Raw genomic sequence first — 16,021 nt, 5'->3', positions numbered from 1 at the left:
AATTTAGCTAACACTATGTCATTCAGTAAACCATGTTAAGAAACATACGTCAAGCAAAGGAGGCCTAAAAACAAGAGGGATGACCCGGCAGTCATCCCTCTTTTCCTTCTTCCTCTAAAAAACAAATAGTGTGTTGTATAATGGCATGAGAATTAAAGGTAAACTGACAATTAGATTAGTTATCAGTCTTTAATGATACCGGTTTAAAAGCGAAAACAAATAGGATTAATATAATAAATGTACATATAGACGATATAATAAACAGAACCGGCCAGTCGCATTTGCCATCTACTCTGAACAAGCCGATTAACCAACCATTCCACAGCGTACCGATCAGGAAGCCTACCCCCCAGACCAGGAAGAAAAGTAAACCTTGTGCCTGTGCCTTCATTTCTCTCGGAGCTACATTATCGGTATACACTTGGCCGCCTACATAAAATAGCCCGAAAATCAAACCGTGAACAACAATACCGATATAATAGAACCACTGCATATCGGTTTCTGCTCCGAAATAAAAGCAGGTGTAACGTACCAGCAGAGCAATAATACCAAATATCAATGTTTTCTTAATCCCAGTCTTTACCAGGATGGTTGTTGTAATAACCAGGAAAAACATTTCTGCCAACTGACCGAAGTTCATGGTCACCGTAATATTCCGAACCTGTTCGTCCGCCAAAATCATCGAACCATATACATGATAAAGGGTAAACGGTATGATTGAAAAAAATGTCAGTATCATAAAGTTCCTGTAATTCTTATCTTTTAAAAGAGAGAATGCGCTAAAACCCGTAATGTCCATTACTGAAATCTTTGCTGTTTTATCAACTACAGGAGGAGTATGTGGAAGTTTAAGGTTCAGGATAGCAGCAACAAAACAAACTCCGGCACCGCAATACATCGGCAAATTAGTATCGTCGAAAGCAGGCAATCCCATCACATGGATGGCAACAATGCTGAATATACCTGAAGCCACCCAACCTACGGAACCGAACATACGGATACGGGGAAACTGCTCGGATGGTGTATGGCTCATTGCTATCGTACTGGTAAGGCTTTGTGTCGGCATATGGCAAAGCAAGGCCATCACTACAAAAAACATCAAAGGGGGAAATGTTGTCTGCTGGGCAGCAAACAGTAAAAACACACCTGTCAATAGGTTTAATACCGCTAATACTTTCTCCGCTGCAAAATAACGGTCGGCTATCGCACCGATAAAAGAAGAAGCCATCGCTCCTATTGCCATGGCACTCAGCACAAGTGAAACCTGGTAAACCTCCAACTTAAGCGTATGTGAAAGGTAAGCAGCCAGCGGTACCCACCATACAGCACTCAGCATATATTGCATAAACATCATTATGCATAGCTGCGCTTTTGTTCCAAATGCTTGTGTCGAATGCTGTGTGTTCATAATAAAATAGAATAAAGGTTGTTTCGTTAATCGTTTTTTGTATTGGCAAAAATAGAAGATTGCATTTCATATCTCTGTGCGACCCTGTTGCATACTTTCTTGTATTCGTCTCATTCTGAATATCTCATACCGCTATTGAAACAATTTATCAAATCCATGATACGATAAATGAAAATCCGTAATACAAATTTGAGTATCTTTCGCACTCAAAAGCGAGTTTATACCTATGAAGCACCTGAAGTTAATCTTATCTGTTTTCTTTCTATTTTGTCTCACCCAGATAGCTGCCGACGACAGTAATTACCTTTTCCGCCATTATCAGGTGGAAAACGGGCTTAGCGACAATATGGTGACAAGTTGCGTACAGGATAAGAACGGCTATATATGGATTGGGACACGTGACGGTCTGAACCGCTTCGACGGCTACACCTTTAAGGTATTCCGCAATGATCCGGATGAAGTCGAAACCCTGGGCAGTAACTGGATTACCCAACTGGTTTGCGACCGGAACGGAGATTTATGGATAGGGACTTTATCCGGACTTTACCGGTATGACGAAGAAAAAGAAGCATTCCACCATCTTTCCGTCACGGCTGACAAACGAATCGATATATTCGGCTTCGATGCCAATAACAAACTATGGATATTAATGGACGGATACCTATTGAGATATAATACGGAAGACAACTTATTCCAGATATTTTCCGCCAAAGAAAATGCCAGCTACTCTTCTTTCTGTATTACAGATAATAATATATGGATAGGAGATTCCAACGGGCAACTTTCCCTGTTGAACCAGGAAGACGGGACAACCGAGGTCTATAATCTGTTTGCCCATACCGGCTCGGGAAATCCCAAGAAGCTTTTCATGCTCTACCCCTCTTCCTCTACCAAACATATTTATGTGGCTTACGAACATGATGATGTAAAAATATTCAACACTGCAACACGTACTTACCAGGATTTGAATATCCAGGTACAAAACCAACTGACCATCCTGATTAACAGTTTTCTGGAAAAAGATGAAAACGAATTATGGATTGGGACAGACTCCGGCTTATTCATTTACAGGTTGGACAATGGCGAGTGTACACGTATCCGACAAGATCCTCTGGATCCCTATGCGCTTTCAAGCCACTTTATTTCAGCGTTCTATAGGGATAGAGAAAACGGCATTTGGATTTGTTTTCACCAAAATGGCGTAAATTATTATTCCCCGTTCCGCCCTTTCCATGTCTATTACCCCTGGGACAATCAACATACATTAAAGGGAGAGGTAATACGAGATATTTGTACGGATATTTACAATAATATCTGGGTTGGAACCGAAGATGCCGGCATCAACTGCCTGGAAAAGAAAACCGGGACATTTACCAATTACCAACCGGTGCCCGGAGAAAGAGGATTATCCCATACCAATATCAGGGGACTGGCTTCATCCGGAGACAACCTGTGGATAGGGCATGTGATTCATGGTATCGACCTGATGGATCTAAAAACGCGCAAGATTATCAAGAACTACAAATTACTGAAAGATTCGACTACGGTAAAAAACAGCAGTGTCCGCTGTATTAAAGTATTACAGGAAGGACAAATCTATGTAGGTACTGACGACGGTGTTTATAAATATGACTTTCTGAACGACCGTTTCCTGTATGCCCCGCAATTCCCTGCACTTTCCATCAACAGTATTTATGAAGATCGCCTCGGACGTATCTGGGTGGGGATGTTCAACCGCAGCTTCTACTACAATCCGATAAGCAATACGGGAATGTACCTGCCTTACGACAAACTGAACACCCAGCGCCATAACTTCGTAAACGACATTTGCGAAGATAAGGAAGGAAACATGTGGTTTGCCACCGTGGAAGGCATCATCCGGTACGACTTCCAGACCGGAGAGTCTATCCATTATACGGTAAAGAACGGTATGCCAAGTAACGTTGCTTTCCGTATCCTGCCGGATGAAAGTGGCCTATTATGGATAAGTACGGCAAATGGTTTGGTCAGCCTGGATGTTTCTACAGAAAAAATTAATACTTACACAGAGACACACGGCTTAATCACCCGCCAGTTTAACGACAATTCCGCATTCAAAGACCAGGATGGCAATTTTTATTTCGGTACGGTAAAAGGCTTTATCCATTTCAAGCCTTCCGAAGTAAAGCCGGCTGCCGAGCAGATGGATGTCCATCTCGGAACACTCGAAATACAAAATAAAGAAGGTAAAAAACAGATATTAAACAGTTCAGCACATTCGCCGATTAAGAAAATCATACTCGACCACAAGGAATCCACTTTCAGCATTAACTTTTCCGCCCTGAATTTCATTGCTCCGGGATCTATACAGTATGCCTACCGGATGGGTAATATGGAGAAAGAATGGATACCTATCGGCGAACGTAATACGGTTTATTTCACGGAACTCCATCCGGGCGATTATATATTCGAAGTAAGGGCTGCCAATCTTGCCAACAACTGGAGCGAAACTCCCACCCGTTTATATATAACGGTATTGCCTCCCTGGTGGGCTTCGCAAACGGCATATTGCATCTATATGCTTATCATTCTTGCAATTGTAACCGGTTTGCTCTATTCCTGGCGCAGAAAAACCAAGCGGACAATGGCCTACAATATGCAATTGTTTGAAGACCAGAAAGAAAAAGAACTCTATCAGGCAAAAATCGACTTCTTTATCAATATCGCGCACGAAATCCGTACTCCGCTTACCTTGATAAAAAGCCCGCTCGAACGTTTACTTAAATCAAGCAACATAGGAGAAAAGGAGAACAACTCGCTATTACTGATGGACAAGAACGTGTCCCGGCTTTTGTCGCTGGTAAACCAGTTGCTGGATTTCAGAAAAACGGAAATAGAAGGATACCGGCTTAGTTTTGTCCGTACAGAGATAGTTACCTTGCTTACGGAAACAGCCAAACGTTTCCAGGAACTTGCAACAGAAAAGAATTTATTGCTGAATCTGGACTTATCGATGCAGGAACTTTATGTTTTTGTGGACAGGGAGGCTGTTACCAAAATATTCAGTAACCTGTTTTCCAATGCAATCAAATATGCTACAAGCAGCATCATAGTCCGTTTACAACTATCACCGGACTATGAAACATTCACCATTGATTTTATCAATGATGGGAAACCTATTCCGGAAGAGCTTAAAGATAAAATATTCGAACCTTTCTACCGTATCGCCGGTTCAGAAAACAAACCGGGGACAGGTTTAGGTTTGCCAATGGCACGTTCCCTGACGGAAATGCATCACGGCACACTGCAACTTACACAGTTTGAAGATGCTTCTTCCATGACCATGTTCCGCATCACCCTACCGGTTAAACTTCCGGAATCTATCCAACCGACTACTGAAGAAGAGCAACCACAGGAAAACACACCGAGAGAAGTAACCTATATCCACGAAGAATCCCGTCCTACCGTCCTGGTTGTCGAAGACAACAGAGAAATGAGCGCTTTCATCGCCGAAGAAATCAATACATTATATAATGTGCAGATTGCCAACAATGGTGCTGAAGCAGTTGCCTTGCTGAAAGAGCATAGTTTCCAGCTAATTATCAGTGATGTCATGATGCCCGTAATGGATGGTTTCGCTTTACTGAAAGCAGTAAGAACGGATTTGGAATTCAGCCATATACCGATTATCTTGCTAACGGCAAAGAATACGATGCAATCGCGCCTCGAAGGACTGGAACTGGGAGCCGATGCCTATATAGAGAAACCATTCTCTACCAACCTGCTGATGGCACAGGTTTCCAACCTGCTCTCTAACCGCGACAATATCCGGAAATTCTACTTCAAATCACCGATTGCCAATATGAAATCGATGGCATATACAAAGGCGGATGAAAGTTTCCTCGAGAAATTGAATCAGATTATTAATGACAACATCAGCAACACGGCACTTGATGTCAATATGATTGCCGACCTGATGCACCTGAGCCGTCCTACCCTATACCGGAAGATACGTGCAATCTCAGACCTTACGCCTAACGACCTGATTAAAATCAGTCGTCTGAAAAAAGCAGCAGAGCTATTAATTCAGGGAAATATGAAGATTTATGAGATATCGGAAGCGGTAGGTTTCAGTTCACAGTCTTATTTCTGGTCGGCTTTCATCAAACAGTTCGGGGTAAGTCCTTCAAAATATGCAAAAGAAAATAAATAATAAAAGCCGCTCCGGCATGTACCGGAACGGCTTTTGTATATAATCAAACAACCAATTCTTATTAATCTTTATTCGCCAAATGGTTTTTCAGCGGATTGGTATACATTTCCAATATCTTTGTCCGTAGGAATGCTTCATCCTTGTTCGGTAGGACAATCTTATCAAGCTGACCCTGCAAATATTCTTCAAATTGTTTTTTGTCGCTTAGACCGTAGTTTCCACTGAAACGTTTTGTCCCTGTCAACATATCATAAGCAACGTAATTGCAAGGATAGAAACGGTAATGTTTATATATTTCCTTATCAATAATCGTAGCAACGGCAGAAATCAATTCTCCTTTGTCCATATTCGGGTCCAACTTCCCAAGCTGATCGTTGATAGGAGAAGTCAATGTAAAGTGAACACGTCCTTTATTATTGAGGATTCCAGTTTCCATTGCCAACAAATCATCACGTTTACTCTTTACAAAATCCGGATTATCGCGTTTCTGTTGGAATTCCTGTGCTTTCAGGAAATCGCACGGGTCATATTCATAAGAAATAGCAACTGGGAAAATATTCAGTTCCATCAAATTGGTAATGAGATCCTTATCTCCACTCATATTCAACATCTTCAGGATGCTGCCTTGTGTACGGTCGTCCGAATCCTTGGCACGTCCTTCACGTTGCGCTATCCAGATAGATTCTTTTGTTTCCTTAATAGTATGACGTATATAAGCAGAAAGTGTTCCGCTTATTTCCAACATCTGCCGCACAGACACATTACGTTTTACAATAAAACTATTGTTCAAACGTACCACAGTCTCAATCCAGGGACGGATAAGCAGGTTATCACCGATTGCAACCTGCGTCATTCCATATCCGACATCATACAACATTACATTCAAAAAAGAAGCATCAAGCGCTATGTCGCGATGATTCGAGATGAAAGTACATGGTTTTTTGTCTTCAGGAAGACGGCTGCGTCCTGAGATTGTTAATGAGAAGGTAGTGTTACGTGCTACCATCATTACAGTTTCGTATGCCAGTTTAGATTTAAAATCCTCCTTTGTCTTGAAGGAACGCATTTTATCACAAAACTCTTTCCAGTTCACATTAGGTTGTATGTACCGGAAAGCCCGCTCGAAATCGGCATCGGCAATAAGAGATTCAATGGCACCTTTTACCTCATCATTATTAAGCGGACGAATATCGTCAAAATTATTCGGAACTTCCATATTTTTTATAATTGAAAGTTGAAAACTGAAAGTCAGGGATTGAATTATTTATATAATCCCCAATTTGCGGTTTTCAATTAATTAAACTCGTTTTCTATAATATCAGTCATCACATCCTTTATATCCAGCCCGGCTGCACGCACTTGCTGGGGTATAAAGCTGGTTGCCGTCATTCCCGGCGTTGTATTTACTTCTAACATATTGAAGCTACCATCCGCCGCAATTATAAAATCTACACGGATAATGCCTTTAGCACCCAATATATCATAAATCTTTGAAGTTTCGCGCTGTATTTTCTCCGTTAATTCGGAAGAAATCCGGGCAGGAGTTATTTCATCTACCTGACCATTATATTTGGCGTCGAAGTCAAAGAATTCATTTTCCGTGACAACTTCCGTAAGTGGGAAAACAACTTCTTTCCCTTTCACCTTATAACATCCGCAAGTAACCTCTGTTCCTGCGATGAAGCTTTCCAACATCACTTCCTCTCCCTCATTAAATGCCTTCTCTATAGCAGGCTGAAGCTGAACAATTTCTTTCACCTTAGTTACCCCGAAACTGCTTCCGCCATCATTCGGTTTCACAAAAATAGGAAGCCCCAAACGGGATACTGCTTCTTCGTCTGTTATTGTTTGTCCTTTAAAAAGACGGATGGAATCTGCAACTTTCACTCCAAAGTTCCGCAAATAATTATTGCAGACGAACTTATTGAATGTTATTGCACTCACTAACATTCCACAAGAGGAATAAGGCATTCCTATCAAATCGAAATAAGCCTGTAAACGACCGTCTTCTCCAGGAGTTCCATGAATGGTGATATAAGCAAAATCAAAATGTTTTATCTCGCCATTTTCACGAAAACTGAAATCATTCTTATCGATAGGTGTATGCTCTCCATTAGAAAGTTCAACTGACCACTCGTCTCTTTTAACGATGGCAATATATAAATTATATTTGTCTTTATCAATAAAAGAGTAGATTCCTGCTGCACTTTTTAATGAAACAACTATCTCAGAGGAGTCTCCTCCGGCTATAATAGCAATGTTCTTTTTCATTTTTATAGTTCTTTTGTATTTGCATAGGTGCGCCATTTTTCGATCAATGTAGTCATATCTTCAGGTACTTCAGAATCGAAAAACATTTCTTCTCCCGTCGAGGGATGAATAAAGCCCAGCGTCTTGGCATGGAGTGCCTGCCGTGGACAAATAGCAAAACAATTTTGTACAAACTGCTTATACTTGGCAGAAGTAGTACCTTTTAATATCTCATTACCGCCATAACGTTCATCATTAAACAACGTATGACCAATATATTTCATATGCACACGAATCTGATGGGTACGTCCCGTTTCCAAGCGACACTTCACAAGTGTAACATAGCCTAACCGTTCAAGGACAGAATAATGGGTTACAGCTGTTTTCCCCTGTTCCCCTTCCGGGAAAACCGTCATTTGCATACGGTCACGCGGGTCACGGCCAATATTACCTTCAATACGCCCTCCTTCTTCTCGCACATTTCCCCAAACCAACGCGCGGTATTCCCGTTTTGTTGTCTTATGAAAAAACTGTAAACTAAGATGGGCTTTTGCTTCCGGCTTCTTTGCTACAACCAACAGACCGGAGGTGTCTTTATCGATACGATGCACCAACCCGAGGGCCGGGTCATTCGGGTCATAGGTCGGGTCATCTTTCAGATACCAAGCCAATGCGTTCACCAATGTTCCTGTATAGTTTCCGTGCCCGGGGTGAACAACAAGTCCTGCCGGCTTATCTACAACCAGCAAGTCATCATCCTCATATATAATTTTTATAGGAATATTTTCAGGTAGGATTTGCATATCCCGCCGGGGACGTGTCATCATAATCGTCACGACATCCTCCGGCTTTACGCGGTAATTACTTTTGACAGGCTTGCCATTAGCCATGATACAGCCGGCTTCTGCCGCCAATTGTATCCGGTTACGAGTAGCTCCCATCATCCGGTCTACCAGGAATTTATCTACGCGCAACAACGATTGTCCGCGGTCGGCAACGAATCGGAAGTGTTCATACAGTTGGGGATTTATATCCTCTTCCCCTTCCGGTTGTAACAGGTCGTCCACCTGTTCATCATCCATTTCGTCTAAAAAATTGTCCATGTTAAAACCAGTTTTCTACGTCACTATCCAATGGCTGCACCACATCCGGCAAAGAATCATTGGGTATAAGTTCTTCTTCTCCGCTACTTACCCGCAACACCAATTGGGATGCCAGCGGGACATGGTCGCCTTTCTGCAAGATACGCCCACCGGCAGTAACCGCTACTGCCAAATCTTTATAAGTACCGGGAACATATTCAATTTCTATTTTCTCAAATCCACGGGCACGTAACAATGCATATGCCTGCCGGAATGACAAATCTTCCACTTCCGGAATTGTTGCCATTTGGGAGGTCAGAGCATTAACAGTAACAAAAACAATACGTCCCTCTTTCACTTTTGAACCGGCTTGCGGTACCAGTTCCACTATTGCCCCAGGCTTCACATTTTTAGAATATACTGAGTCAATCACATTATAACGTAAGTTGTTATTCTTAAAAAACTCTTCAGCCTCTTCCACCTTCAAGCCTTTCACATCCGGAACAACCACAGCCTCATTATGACGGGTATATACATCCAGCCACTTCAATGTACCATAGATCAACCCACATAAAACAACTATAGCCAGCAATAAATTAAAAACGTACGGGTTTTTAATCAGTTTTACTAAAAAGCCTTTCATTTTTATCTCATATTTATGCCTACATTTACCATAATGTAGTAAAGTGCATCAAAAGTAGAAAACAAAGCTGTTAAAACAAAGAAAGTAAAGGCTTTTTAGTAAAAACCTCTACTTTCTTATAATTTAAATCTTCAAACGGATTGATTATCCGTTGTATTCGTCTGATACAGATAATTTAGCTCTTCCTTTTGCACGACGTGCTGCTAATACTCTGCGACCATTAGCAGTAGCCATTCTTGAACGAAAGCCATGCTTGTTCTTTCTTTTTCTGTTGGAAGGTTGGAATGTTCTTTTCATCTTTCTATATATTATTTATTATTATCTTATTCATACCAATTTGGGCTGCAAAGATAGAGTCTTTTTTTTAATAAACAAAGAGTTGCATTCTTTTTTTGCCCCAGACATTAAAAGATACCGCCTTTATACATATTATCAAAGTTAGTATGTTGACCGTTCATTTTCTGAGCCTCTTCACCTTCCGGATTGAGTTCTATAGACTTTTTCAAATCGTCAAAAGCCCCCTCCTTATCTCCTTTCAGATTTTTAGCACGTCCTCTTTCTGCATATGCTTTGGCAAATTCAGGATTCAAGTCGATCGCTTCATCAAAAAATTCAATTGCCTTATCCAGCTTTTGCTGTTCAATCAGTAATTTACCGGAAAGAAGGGTTGCATCCTCATTAAACGGATTCAATTCCAATGTTTTCTGAAAATCCTCAAAAGCGGCATCCGTATCTCCTATCGCTTCATGCACACGTCCACGAAGCAAATAAGTCGTTTCTTCTTCCGGGTTCAATTCAATCGCCTTCTCCACATCAGGAAGCGCCTCTGAGGCTTGTCCTATACCCAACAAAACTTCAGCCCTGAGCAGATAAGCATCTGTAAAATCTTCTTTCAAGCTGATAGAACGGGTCAGGTCCGCAATCGCACCCAACGGGTCGTTTACTGTCCGTTTCGCTTTTCCCATCAGGAACCAGGCAAGATGATTTGTTTCTTCCAGTTCTATCACGTGTGTACAATCTGCAATCACCTCAGCTTCTTTGTCGAGCATAAAGAAAAGGTTTATCCTTGTCAACCGGGCATTAATATGATCCGGCTCCAATTCCACCATCCGGTTCAGAACATCCAAAGCCTCCTCCAATCGGTTGGCAGCCGTATAAGCTGTTACCAGATAATTCATAGTTTCAAAATCTTCCTGGATATTAAGCGCTTCGGTAAAACACTTAATAGCATACGCCAGTTTTCCTATTCGTTGGGCCCGGACACCGTCATATTTTAGAATATCAAAATTTTTCTGGTCGTTTTTACTTTTTGCTTCTTCCGAAGTCTCTGTCTTGGAAGAAGAGAATAATGATGTAAAGAAATTTCCCATAATCTGATTACTGTTCTTTATTTGGATGGCAAAGATAAATGCTTATTTCTTCATTTCCAGCAATGCAGCCAATTCTTTTACACCTTCGGATGCTCCTTTCCTGATAAAATGTATATCATTCCGGTAGGCATTTACTTCTTTCGGGTCTATCAGATAGATAGGTTGCCCCTTGCGGACATAATTAAGCAAACCCGCTGCCGGATACACATTCAGGGATGTTCCGATAACAACAAAGATATCACAATTCTCAACTTCACGGATTGCTGGCTCTATCATGGGAACTGCCTCCCCAAACCAAACAATAAAAGGACGAAGTTGTATACCCAACGGGTCTTTGTCTCCAATATGGATATCCGGACTATCCGGAGACAGGTCATAAGTAGTATTCAAATCGCGGACAGAACAAGCTTTCATCAATTCACCATGAAGATGAATCACATGACTGCTTCCAGCCTGCTCATGTAAATTATCGATGTTTTGAGTAACAATGCGGACATCAAAATCATTTTCAAGTGCAGCCAATCCCGTATGTCCGGCGTTAGGCTTTGTATTCAAGAGTTCCCGCCTCCGCTGGTTATAAAAATCCAGCACTAATTTCGGATTTGCTGCAAATCCTTCCGGTGTTGCCACCTCTTCAACCCGGTACTTTTCCCATAAACCGTCAGAATCACGGAAAGTGGAAATACCACTTTCCGCACTCATGCCGGCACCAGTCAATACAACCAATTTCTTTTTCATAAGGCAATTGTTTTACAATCACACAAATGTAATCAAAATACAACTGGCAGGTATCTATTCTATCTAAATCTTCTGCTTGTCAAAAATCAATGCTCAACTGCATTACAAATGTCCGTGGAGCAGATACAGCCATCGGGCGGGTAGAATATTCCTTATTCAACAGGTTATTGATAAGGAACATGAATTTAACCTCGTCCGTTACTTTCACACCGGCTCTGAAATCCATTACAAAATAAGGTCTGTTCATCCGATCCCAGTAAGTCCCAAGCGTTTCACCATCCACATTCCCGAATAAAAGCTGGCGGATATGATCCATTGGCTCTAAACGCCCGAGCGGTTTTTCGCGTTCATCTACCATCAGATAGTCAACTGCAAGCGTTTTGCTCTTCCAAGTCATATTCACACCTAAATCGATACGTTTCCATTGGAAGTCAATAACTCCTTTCACTGTATGTTTCTGACGATATTTCAGATACTTGGAGTTATTGGACTTCTCTTTCATCTGGAGAGGGTCAGTGTAGGTTTCTTCTAATTCATTCCGTTTTTTATAATCAACATCTTCAGGTTCCAGATACACATATCCTAAATTAAACAGCAAACGGGTATTTTTATTGAAATCGTATGTTCCGTTTGCAGAAATCTCGGCTCCATAAATACGGGCTTTGGAAACATTATGGAATTGCGCTCCAATGCCGAATCCATCCCCGGAAGAAATCATGCTGATAACATCCGATACACTATTGATCGGTTTATAAGTCGTATTATTAAACAGACCGAACTGGAATTCAACCATATTCCGGTACTGTGTATAGAAAGCACCCAAGTCGACAAACCCTGTCAGGTTTCCGATTTTATATCCTTGTTTCAAGCCGACTTCCGCATTAAAGCCTTTTTCTGCCTGCAAATTATAGTTCGGATAAATACCAACCCCACCAATATCTTTACGTGCATATTTTTCCGTAATAGACGGGTTACGGTATCCCTGTCCGAAACTGGCACGAAGGAAACTATACTGTGCCAATTGATAATTTAAACCAGCACGAAATACCGGACGTACAGGAATATATCCTCCAAATATTTTTGTATCTGATTCACGATAAAAATTGTCCACACGATAATATTCGGCACGCACCCCGGCAGAGACACTCAAACGGTCGAAGAAGCGTTGGTCATACTGGAAAAAAGCTGCCACATTATCACTTTGATGGACACCTGTAGTCCGCGAATCCGAACGAAGATGTTCGTAAGTTCCACCTGCTGTAATTTGAGCACCACTTTCCCATTGTTTATTAAACTGGTAATCCAAATAATAATTATAGGTAGCATCAATACCATTCCCTTTATTAGCAATCCTGTTTGAATTAAATACATTTGCCAACCAGGGTATGGCATCAGCCGTACCACTCGGTAAACCATGATTCATTGTCCATGAAATCAAATCGCAATAATCTGCTGTCGTTGCATTAGGAAACACTTTACCCAAAGAGTTATACAAACCATTTACCATGCCATCCCAATCTCCCTGCAAAGCAGGCTGAATAACCGGATAAAAAACACTCAGGTCACCATTGGCAATCTTTCCAATCGCATCCATGTCCGTTCCCATATCACCCAGTATATCCATTATACCTTTCTCTTCAGTTGGTTGGAAAATATTATCGCCACGATAGTAGAAGCGTCCTCTGAAACGATGGGTTGTCTGTTTTTCCCGGTTCGTATAATTCAGGAACGGATCAATGTAAAATGAATTGCCTTCACGTCCCATATTGGAAAAAGCTGACGGACGATAAGGATCTTTCGGTGAACGCCAAATAAAGAAATCGGCATAACGGTTCGACAGGAAGTTTGTATTAAAACCATAATTCAATATTTTCTCTCCCATATCCGGCTGATGGTAAGTAAGATTTCCTCCCACACGAAAACGCTTATTAAATCCCTGTTGACGGTATCCTTCATCAGTAAACAAGTTCAAGCCTCCCGATACATCAAAGTTACCAATACGGCGTGAATGAGACACATCAAAGCCTTCATACAAAGGATTACGAACTCCGCTCAGTACACTATTGCGCAAAAACGGTTTCACCGGATATTTTCCTTCTTTCCAAAAACTTTTATCACTCCATCTGTAGCTATCGTTTGCCGGATCCCCATAAATACCGACATAAGCACCGACATGTGTTTTCGGAGTCAGCCCCGGACGTGCAGTACGAACATTAATAACTCCGTTTAAAGCAGATGAACCATATAATACAGAAGAAGCCCCTTTGATAATTTCAACCTGCTCAATGTTCTCCATCGGAATAGAATTCCAGTTTATCTCGCCGGAACCCGGAGTCAGGACAGACATCCCGTCCATCAAAATTTGACTGCGTGCTCCTACTCCATAAGCCCAACCGGCTCCACCACGGATAGAGGGTTGTTTATCATTCACATCAACACCTGGAAGGATATTCAGGGTAGAAGTCAAGTCTGTTGGAGCTTGTTTGGCAATATCTCCTGCCTTCAGCAAGTCCATCGACACAGTAATATCGCTTAATTTCTGCTCAAAACGCCCGGCACTTACCACCACATCCTGTAGCAAGTTCGTACTTGCATTCATATAAATATCTTTTGTGATAGTCTTGCTTTTACCGATTACAATCGGCAAGTGCACATCATCGTAGCCGACATAACTGAACACCAGGTCGACCCCACCTTCAGGTACATTAATTACATAAGCGCCATCCGCATCAGAAATAACACCCTGCGTATCTTTTAATTTATAGGAGATATTGACACCAACCAAAGGTTCATTAGTTTCATCATCATATACATGCCCTTTCAATGTTTGCCCGACAGCAGATACAGACGATAGTATAAAAAGTATAATTATTGGATATAAAGTCTTCATTGTGATTAATTCTTTTTTTAATTGAATGTTTGTTCCTTACTTAAATAAAGCCCGACTTCAATCGGAATAGCATTCACATTGTCCCGAATCTTAATAAGAATAGATTTTAAGGTTTCCCCCTTCAACAAGAGTTCTATCAGAACCATATATTCGGCAGGTACTACATCCTGCAATAATTCTTTCAACGACTTATCCAGCGTATCGGCAGGAATCACAGCCAGTGCCACATCAAACAGCAGGAAGAAATCCTGAATTTCTTCTTTCTTCAAAACAAGGATTACGTCACCCGCATACCGTTCATAGGATTTCCCATTATCAACCGGCTGATATTCCTTTTTATCATTTTTACGAATCACCAACTTAACCCCTGTCGTACTCCAGGCATTTAATTTTTTATAAATCTGATCCAGGGCATCCCCTACATCAGTAGAGTCTCCGGTTTCAGATTTGGTCTTGTTCAACTCTGCCTGACGGATAATCATATCAATATTCGGAGTAACATACAAATCCGAATCATTCTTCACATAATAAGTTGCCAGATTCAGAGGTGAGGCTTTCCAATCTGTCGATGGACGTCCCATTACACCATATCCGGAAATAAGTTTACTTATCGTCATGCTATCCGGCAGTGGAGCATAAGCCGAAGTGATATTTCCATCCGAATTAAACGTTACGCCATCTAAAACAGAACTCACGGCATTTCCAAAAATCTTATTAATAACAAGGCCATACACTAATCCAATTAATGTACTACTGTTTCCACCCGGACCTCCTACACCATTGTAAGTGGTATTGTGATAGGTATATTTATTAATCTCATCCGCATCCTGCTCTATTTCAGGTGCCTTATTATGAACAATATACCATTCACCCTGGGTGGTAAGCTGGTTTCCCGCAATTTCCACATCAGTCAGGTTCATGATCATTTTTCCTTCTTTCACACTACCTTCATAGTGAAAAGTTGTTCCATCGGTTCCCGTACTATTTCCAGAAAAGCTATAACTGTCACTCTTGGCAAGAAGGGTTACATTATTAATTGACGTTTCTTTTTCCCCCGGCAATATGCCAAGCAGCGTTATATCTGCATTTCCGGGATCTTTCATTTTAAAGTAAACGTCTTTGCCAATAAGCACTTGTCCGCTATAGGTTAATGTTAAGGTTGTGTCGCCTCCCATACTCAATTTATTCGAATATCTGGCATTCACCTGTTCGGGTGAAGGGCCATCATATTTTTCACCTTTATCGCAGGCAACAAAAGAAATAAACAAACACACAACTGGAAATAAACGGAGTAATAGGTTTCGCTTCATTTTATCCTCCTTTTTAACTATTTTATAAATTTTGGACAAAGGTCGTGTATAAACAACTGTGAATCAATCTCCATATTTGTGAAATGATGTTCTATTTTTAATAATAGAAATAGAGTATAAGAAAAAAAACGTACTTTT

At 41.1% G+C, this 16,021-nt stretch carries 11 protein-coding genes; 1 reads left to right on the top strand and 10 read right to left on the bottom strand.

From position 1 onward, the window contains the following. Window positions 1-175 precede the first annotated feature (175 nt). On the bottom strand, window positions 176-1,408 hold the full coding sequence (locus ACGE0T_RS00230; RefSeq protein ID WP_459188564.1) for an MFS transporter: 1,233 nt from the start codon (window positions 1,406-1,408) through the stop codon (window positions 176-178). Window positions 1,409-1,634: 226 nt separating this feature from the next. Here ACGE0T_RS00230 and ACGE0T_RS00225 point away from each other — a divergent pair, with 226 nt between their 5' ends. Continuing rightward, window positions 1,635-5,600, top strand: coding sequence for a two-component regulator propeller domain-containing protein (locus ACGE0T_RS00225; protein WP_459188563.1), 3,966 nt, complete (start codon window positions 1,635-1,637; stop codon window positions 5,598-5,600). A gap of 61 nt (window positions 5,601-5,661) precedes the next feature. Here ACGE0T_RS00225 and ACGE0T_RS00220 read toward each other — a convergent pair whose 3' ends face one another. From ACGE0T_RS00220 to ACGE0T_RS00180, 9 genes are all read right to left on the bottom strand, one after another. Then, window positions 5,662-6,816 (bottom strand): 1-acyl-sn-glycerol-3-phosphate acyltransferase, encoded by a 1,155-nt coding sequence (locus ACGE0T_RS00220; protein WP_459188562.1) that lies wholly within the window; start codon window positions 6,814-6,816, stop codon window positions 5,662-5,664. Window positions 6,817-6,893: 77 nt separating this feature from the next. After that, window positions 6,894-7,871 (bottom strand): D-alanine--D-alanine ligase, encoded by a 978-nt coding sequence (locus ACGE0T_RS00215; RefSeq protein WP_459188561.1) that lies wholly within the window; start codon window positions 7,869-7,871, stop codon window positions 6,894-6,896. 2 nt (window positions 7,872-7,873) lie between these two features. Beyond that, window positions 7,874-8,953 carry an RluA family pseudouridine synthase gene (locus ACGE0T_RS00210; RefSeq protein ID WP_459188560.1) on the bottom strand — a complete coding sequence of 360 codons (1,080 nt, stop codon included), beginning with the start codon at window positions 8,951-8,953 and terminating at the stop codon, window positions 7,874-7,876. Window position 8,954: 1 nt separating this feature from the next. Beyond that, window positions 8,955-9,575 (bottom strand): PASTA domain-containing protein, encoded by a 621-nt coding sequence (locus tag ACGE0T_RS00205; RefSeq protein WP_459188559.1) that lies wholly within the window; start codon window positions 9,573-9,575, stop codon window positions 8,955-8,957. 144 nt (window positions 9,576-9,719) lie between these two features. Continuing rightward, window positions 9,720-9,872, bottom strand: coding sequence for a 50S ribosomal protein L34 (rpmH, locus tag ACGE0T_RS00200; RefSeq protein ID WP_459188558.1), 153 nt, complete (start codon window positions 9,870-9,872; stop codon window positions 9,720-9,722). Between the two features lie 107 nt (window positions 9,873-9,979). Beyond that, window positions 9,980-10,945: a tetratricopeptide repeat protein gene (locus ACGE0T_RS00195; RefSeq protein ID WP_459188557.1), complete on the bottom strand. Its 966-nt coding sequence runs from the start codon at window positions 10,943-10,945 to the stop codon at window positions 9,980-9,982. A 42-nt stretch (window positions 10,946-10,987) separates the two neighbouring features. Further along, window positions 10,988-11,683, bottom strand: coding sequence for an SIR2 family NAD-dependent protein deacylase (locus ACGE0T_RS00190; RefSeq protein ID WP_459188556.1), 696 nt, complete (start codon window positions 11,681-11,683; stop codon window positions 10,988-10,990). Between the two features lie 79 nt (window positions 11,684-11,762). After that, a complete protein-coding gene (locus ACGE0T_RS00185; protein ID WP_459188555.1) occupies window positions 11,763-14,573 on the bottom strand; it encodes a TonB-dependent receptor in 2,811 nt (936 codons plus the stop codon). A gap of 17 nt (window positions 14,574-14,590) precedes the next feature. Continuing rightward, window positions 14,591-15,883 (bottom strand): DUF4925 domain-containing protein, encoded by a 1,293-nt coding sequence (locus tag ACGE0T_RS00180; RefSeq protein ID WP_459188554.1) that lies wholly within the window; start codon window positions 15,881-15,883, stop codon window positions 14,591-14,593. Window positions 15,884-16,021 lie beyond the last annotated feature (138 nt).

Source organism: Parabacteroides sp. APC149_11_2_Y6 (assembly GCF_054506995.1).
The sequence above is the reverse complement of the archived record's forward strand: the minus strand, read 5'-3'. Positions and strand labels throughout refer to the sequence as shown.

What these genes read in the sequence shown, in the direction of transcription:
- ACGE0T_RS00230 (WP_459188564.1), bottom strand. Translation starts at nt 1,408, where the DNA reads ATGAACACACAGCATTCGACACAAGCATTTGGAACAAAAGCGCAGCTA.
- ACGE0T_RS00225 (WP_459188563.1), top strand. Translation starts at nt 1,635, where the DNA reads ATGAAGCACCTGAAGTTAATCTTATCTGTTTTCTTTCTATTTTGTCTC.
- ACGE0T_RS00220 (WP_459188562.1), bottom strand. Translation starts at nt 6,816, where the DNA reads ATGGAAGTTCCGAATAATTTTGACGATATTCGTCCGCTTAATAATGAT.
- ACGE0T_RS00215 (WP_459188561.1), bottom strand. Translation starts at nt 7,871, where the DNA reads ATGAAAAAGAACATTGCTATTATAGCCGGAGGAGACTCCTCTGAGATA.
- ACGE0T_RS00210 (WP_459188560.1), bottom strand. Translation starts at nt 8,953, where the DNA reads ATGGACAATTTTTTAGACGAAATGGATGATGAACAGGTGGACGACCTG.
- ACGE0T_RS00205 (WP_459188559.1), bottom strand. Translation starts at nt 9,575, where the DNA reads ATGAAAGGCTTTTTAGTAAAACTGATTAAAAACCCGTACGTTTTTAAT.
- rpmH (WP_459188558.1), bottom strand. Translation starts at nt 9,872, where the DNA reads ATGAAAAGAACATTCCAACCTTCCAACAGAAAAAGAAAGAACAAGCAT.
- ACGE0T_RS00195 (WP_459188557.1), bottom strand. Translation starts at nt 10,945, where the DNA reads ATGGGAAATTTCTTTACATCATTATTCTCTTCTTCCAAGACAGAGACT.
- ACGE0T_RS00190 (WP_459188556.1), bottom strand. Translation starts at nt 11,683, where the DNA reads ATGAAAAAGAAATTGGTTGTATTGACTGGTGCCGGCATGAGTGCGGAA.
- ACGE0T_RS00185 (WP_459188555.1), bottom strand. Translation starts at nt 14,573, where the DNA reads ATGAAGACTTTATATCCAATAATTATACTTTTTATACTATCGTCTGTA.
- ACGE0T_RS00180 (WP_459188554.1), bottom strand. Translation starts at nt 15,883, where the DNA reads ATGAAGCGAAACCTATTACTCCGTTTATTTCCAGTTGTGTGTTTGTTT.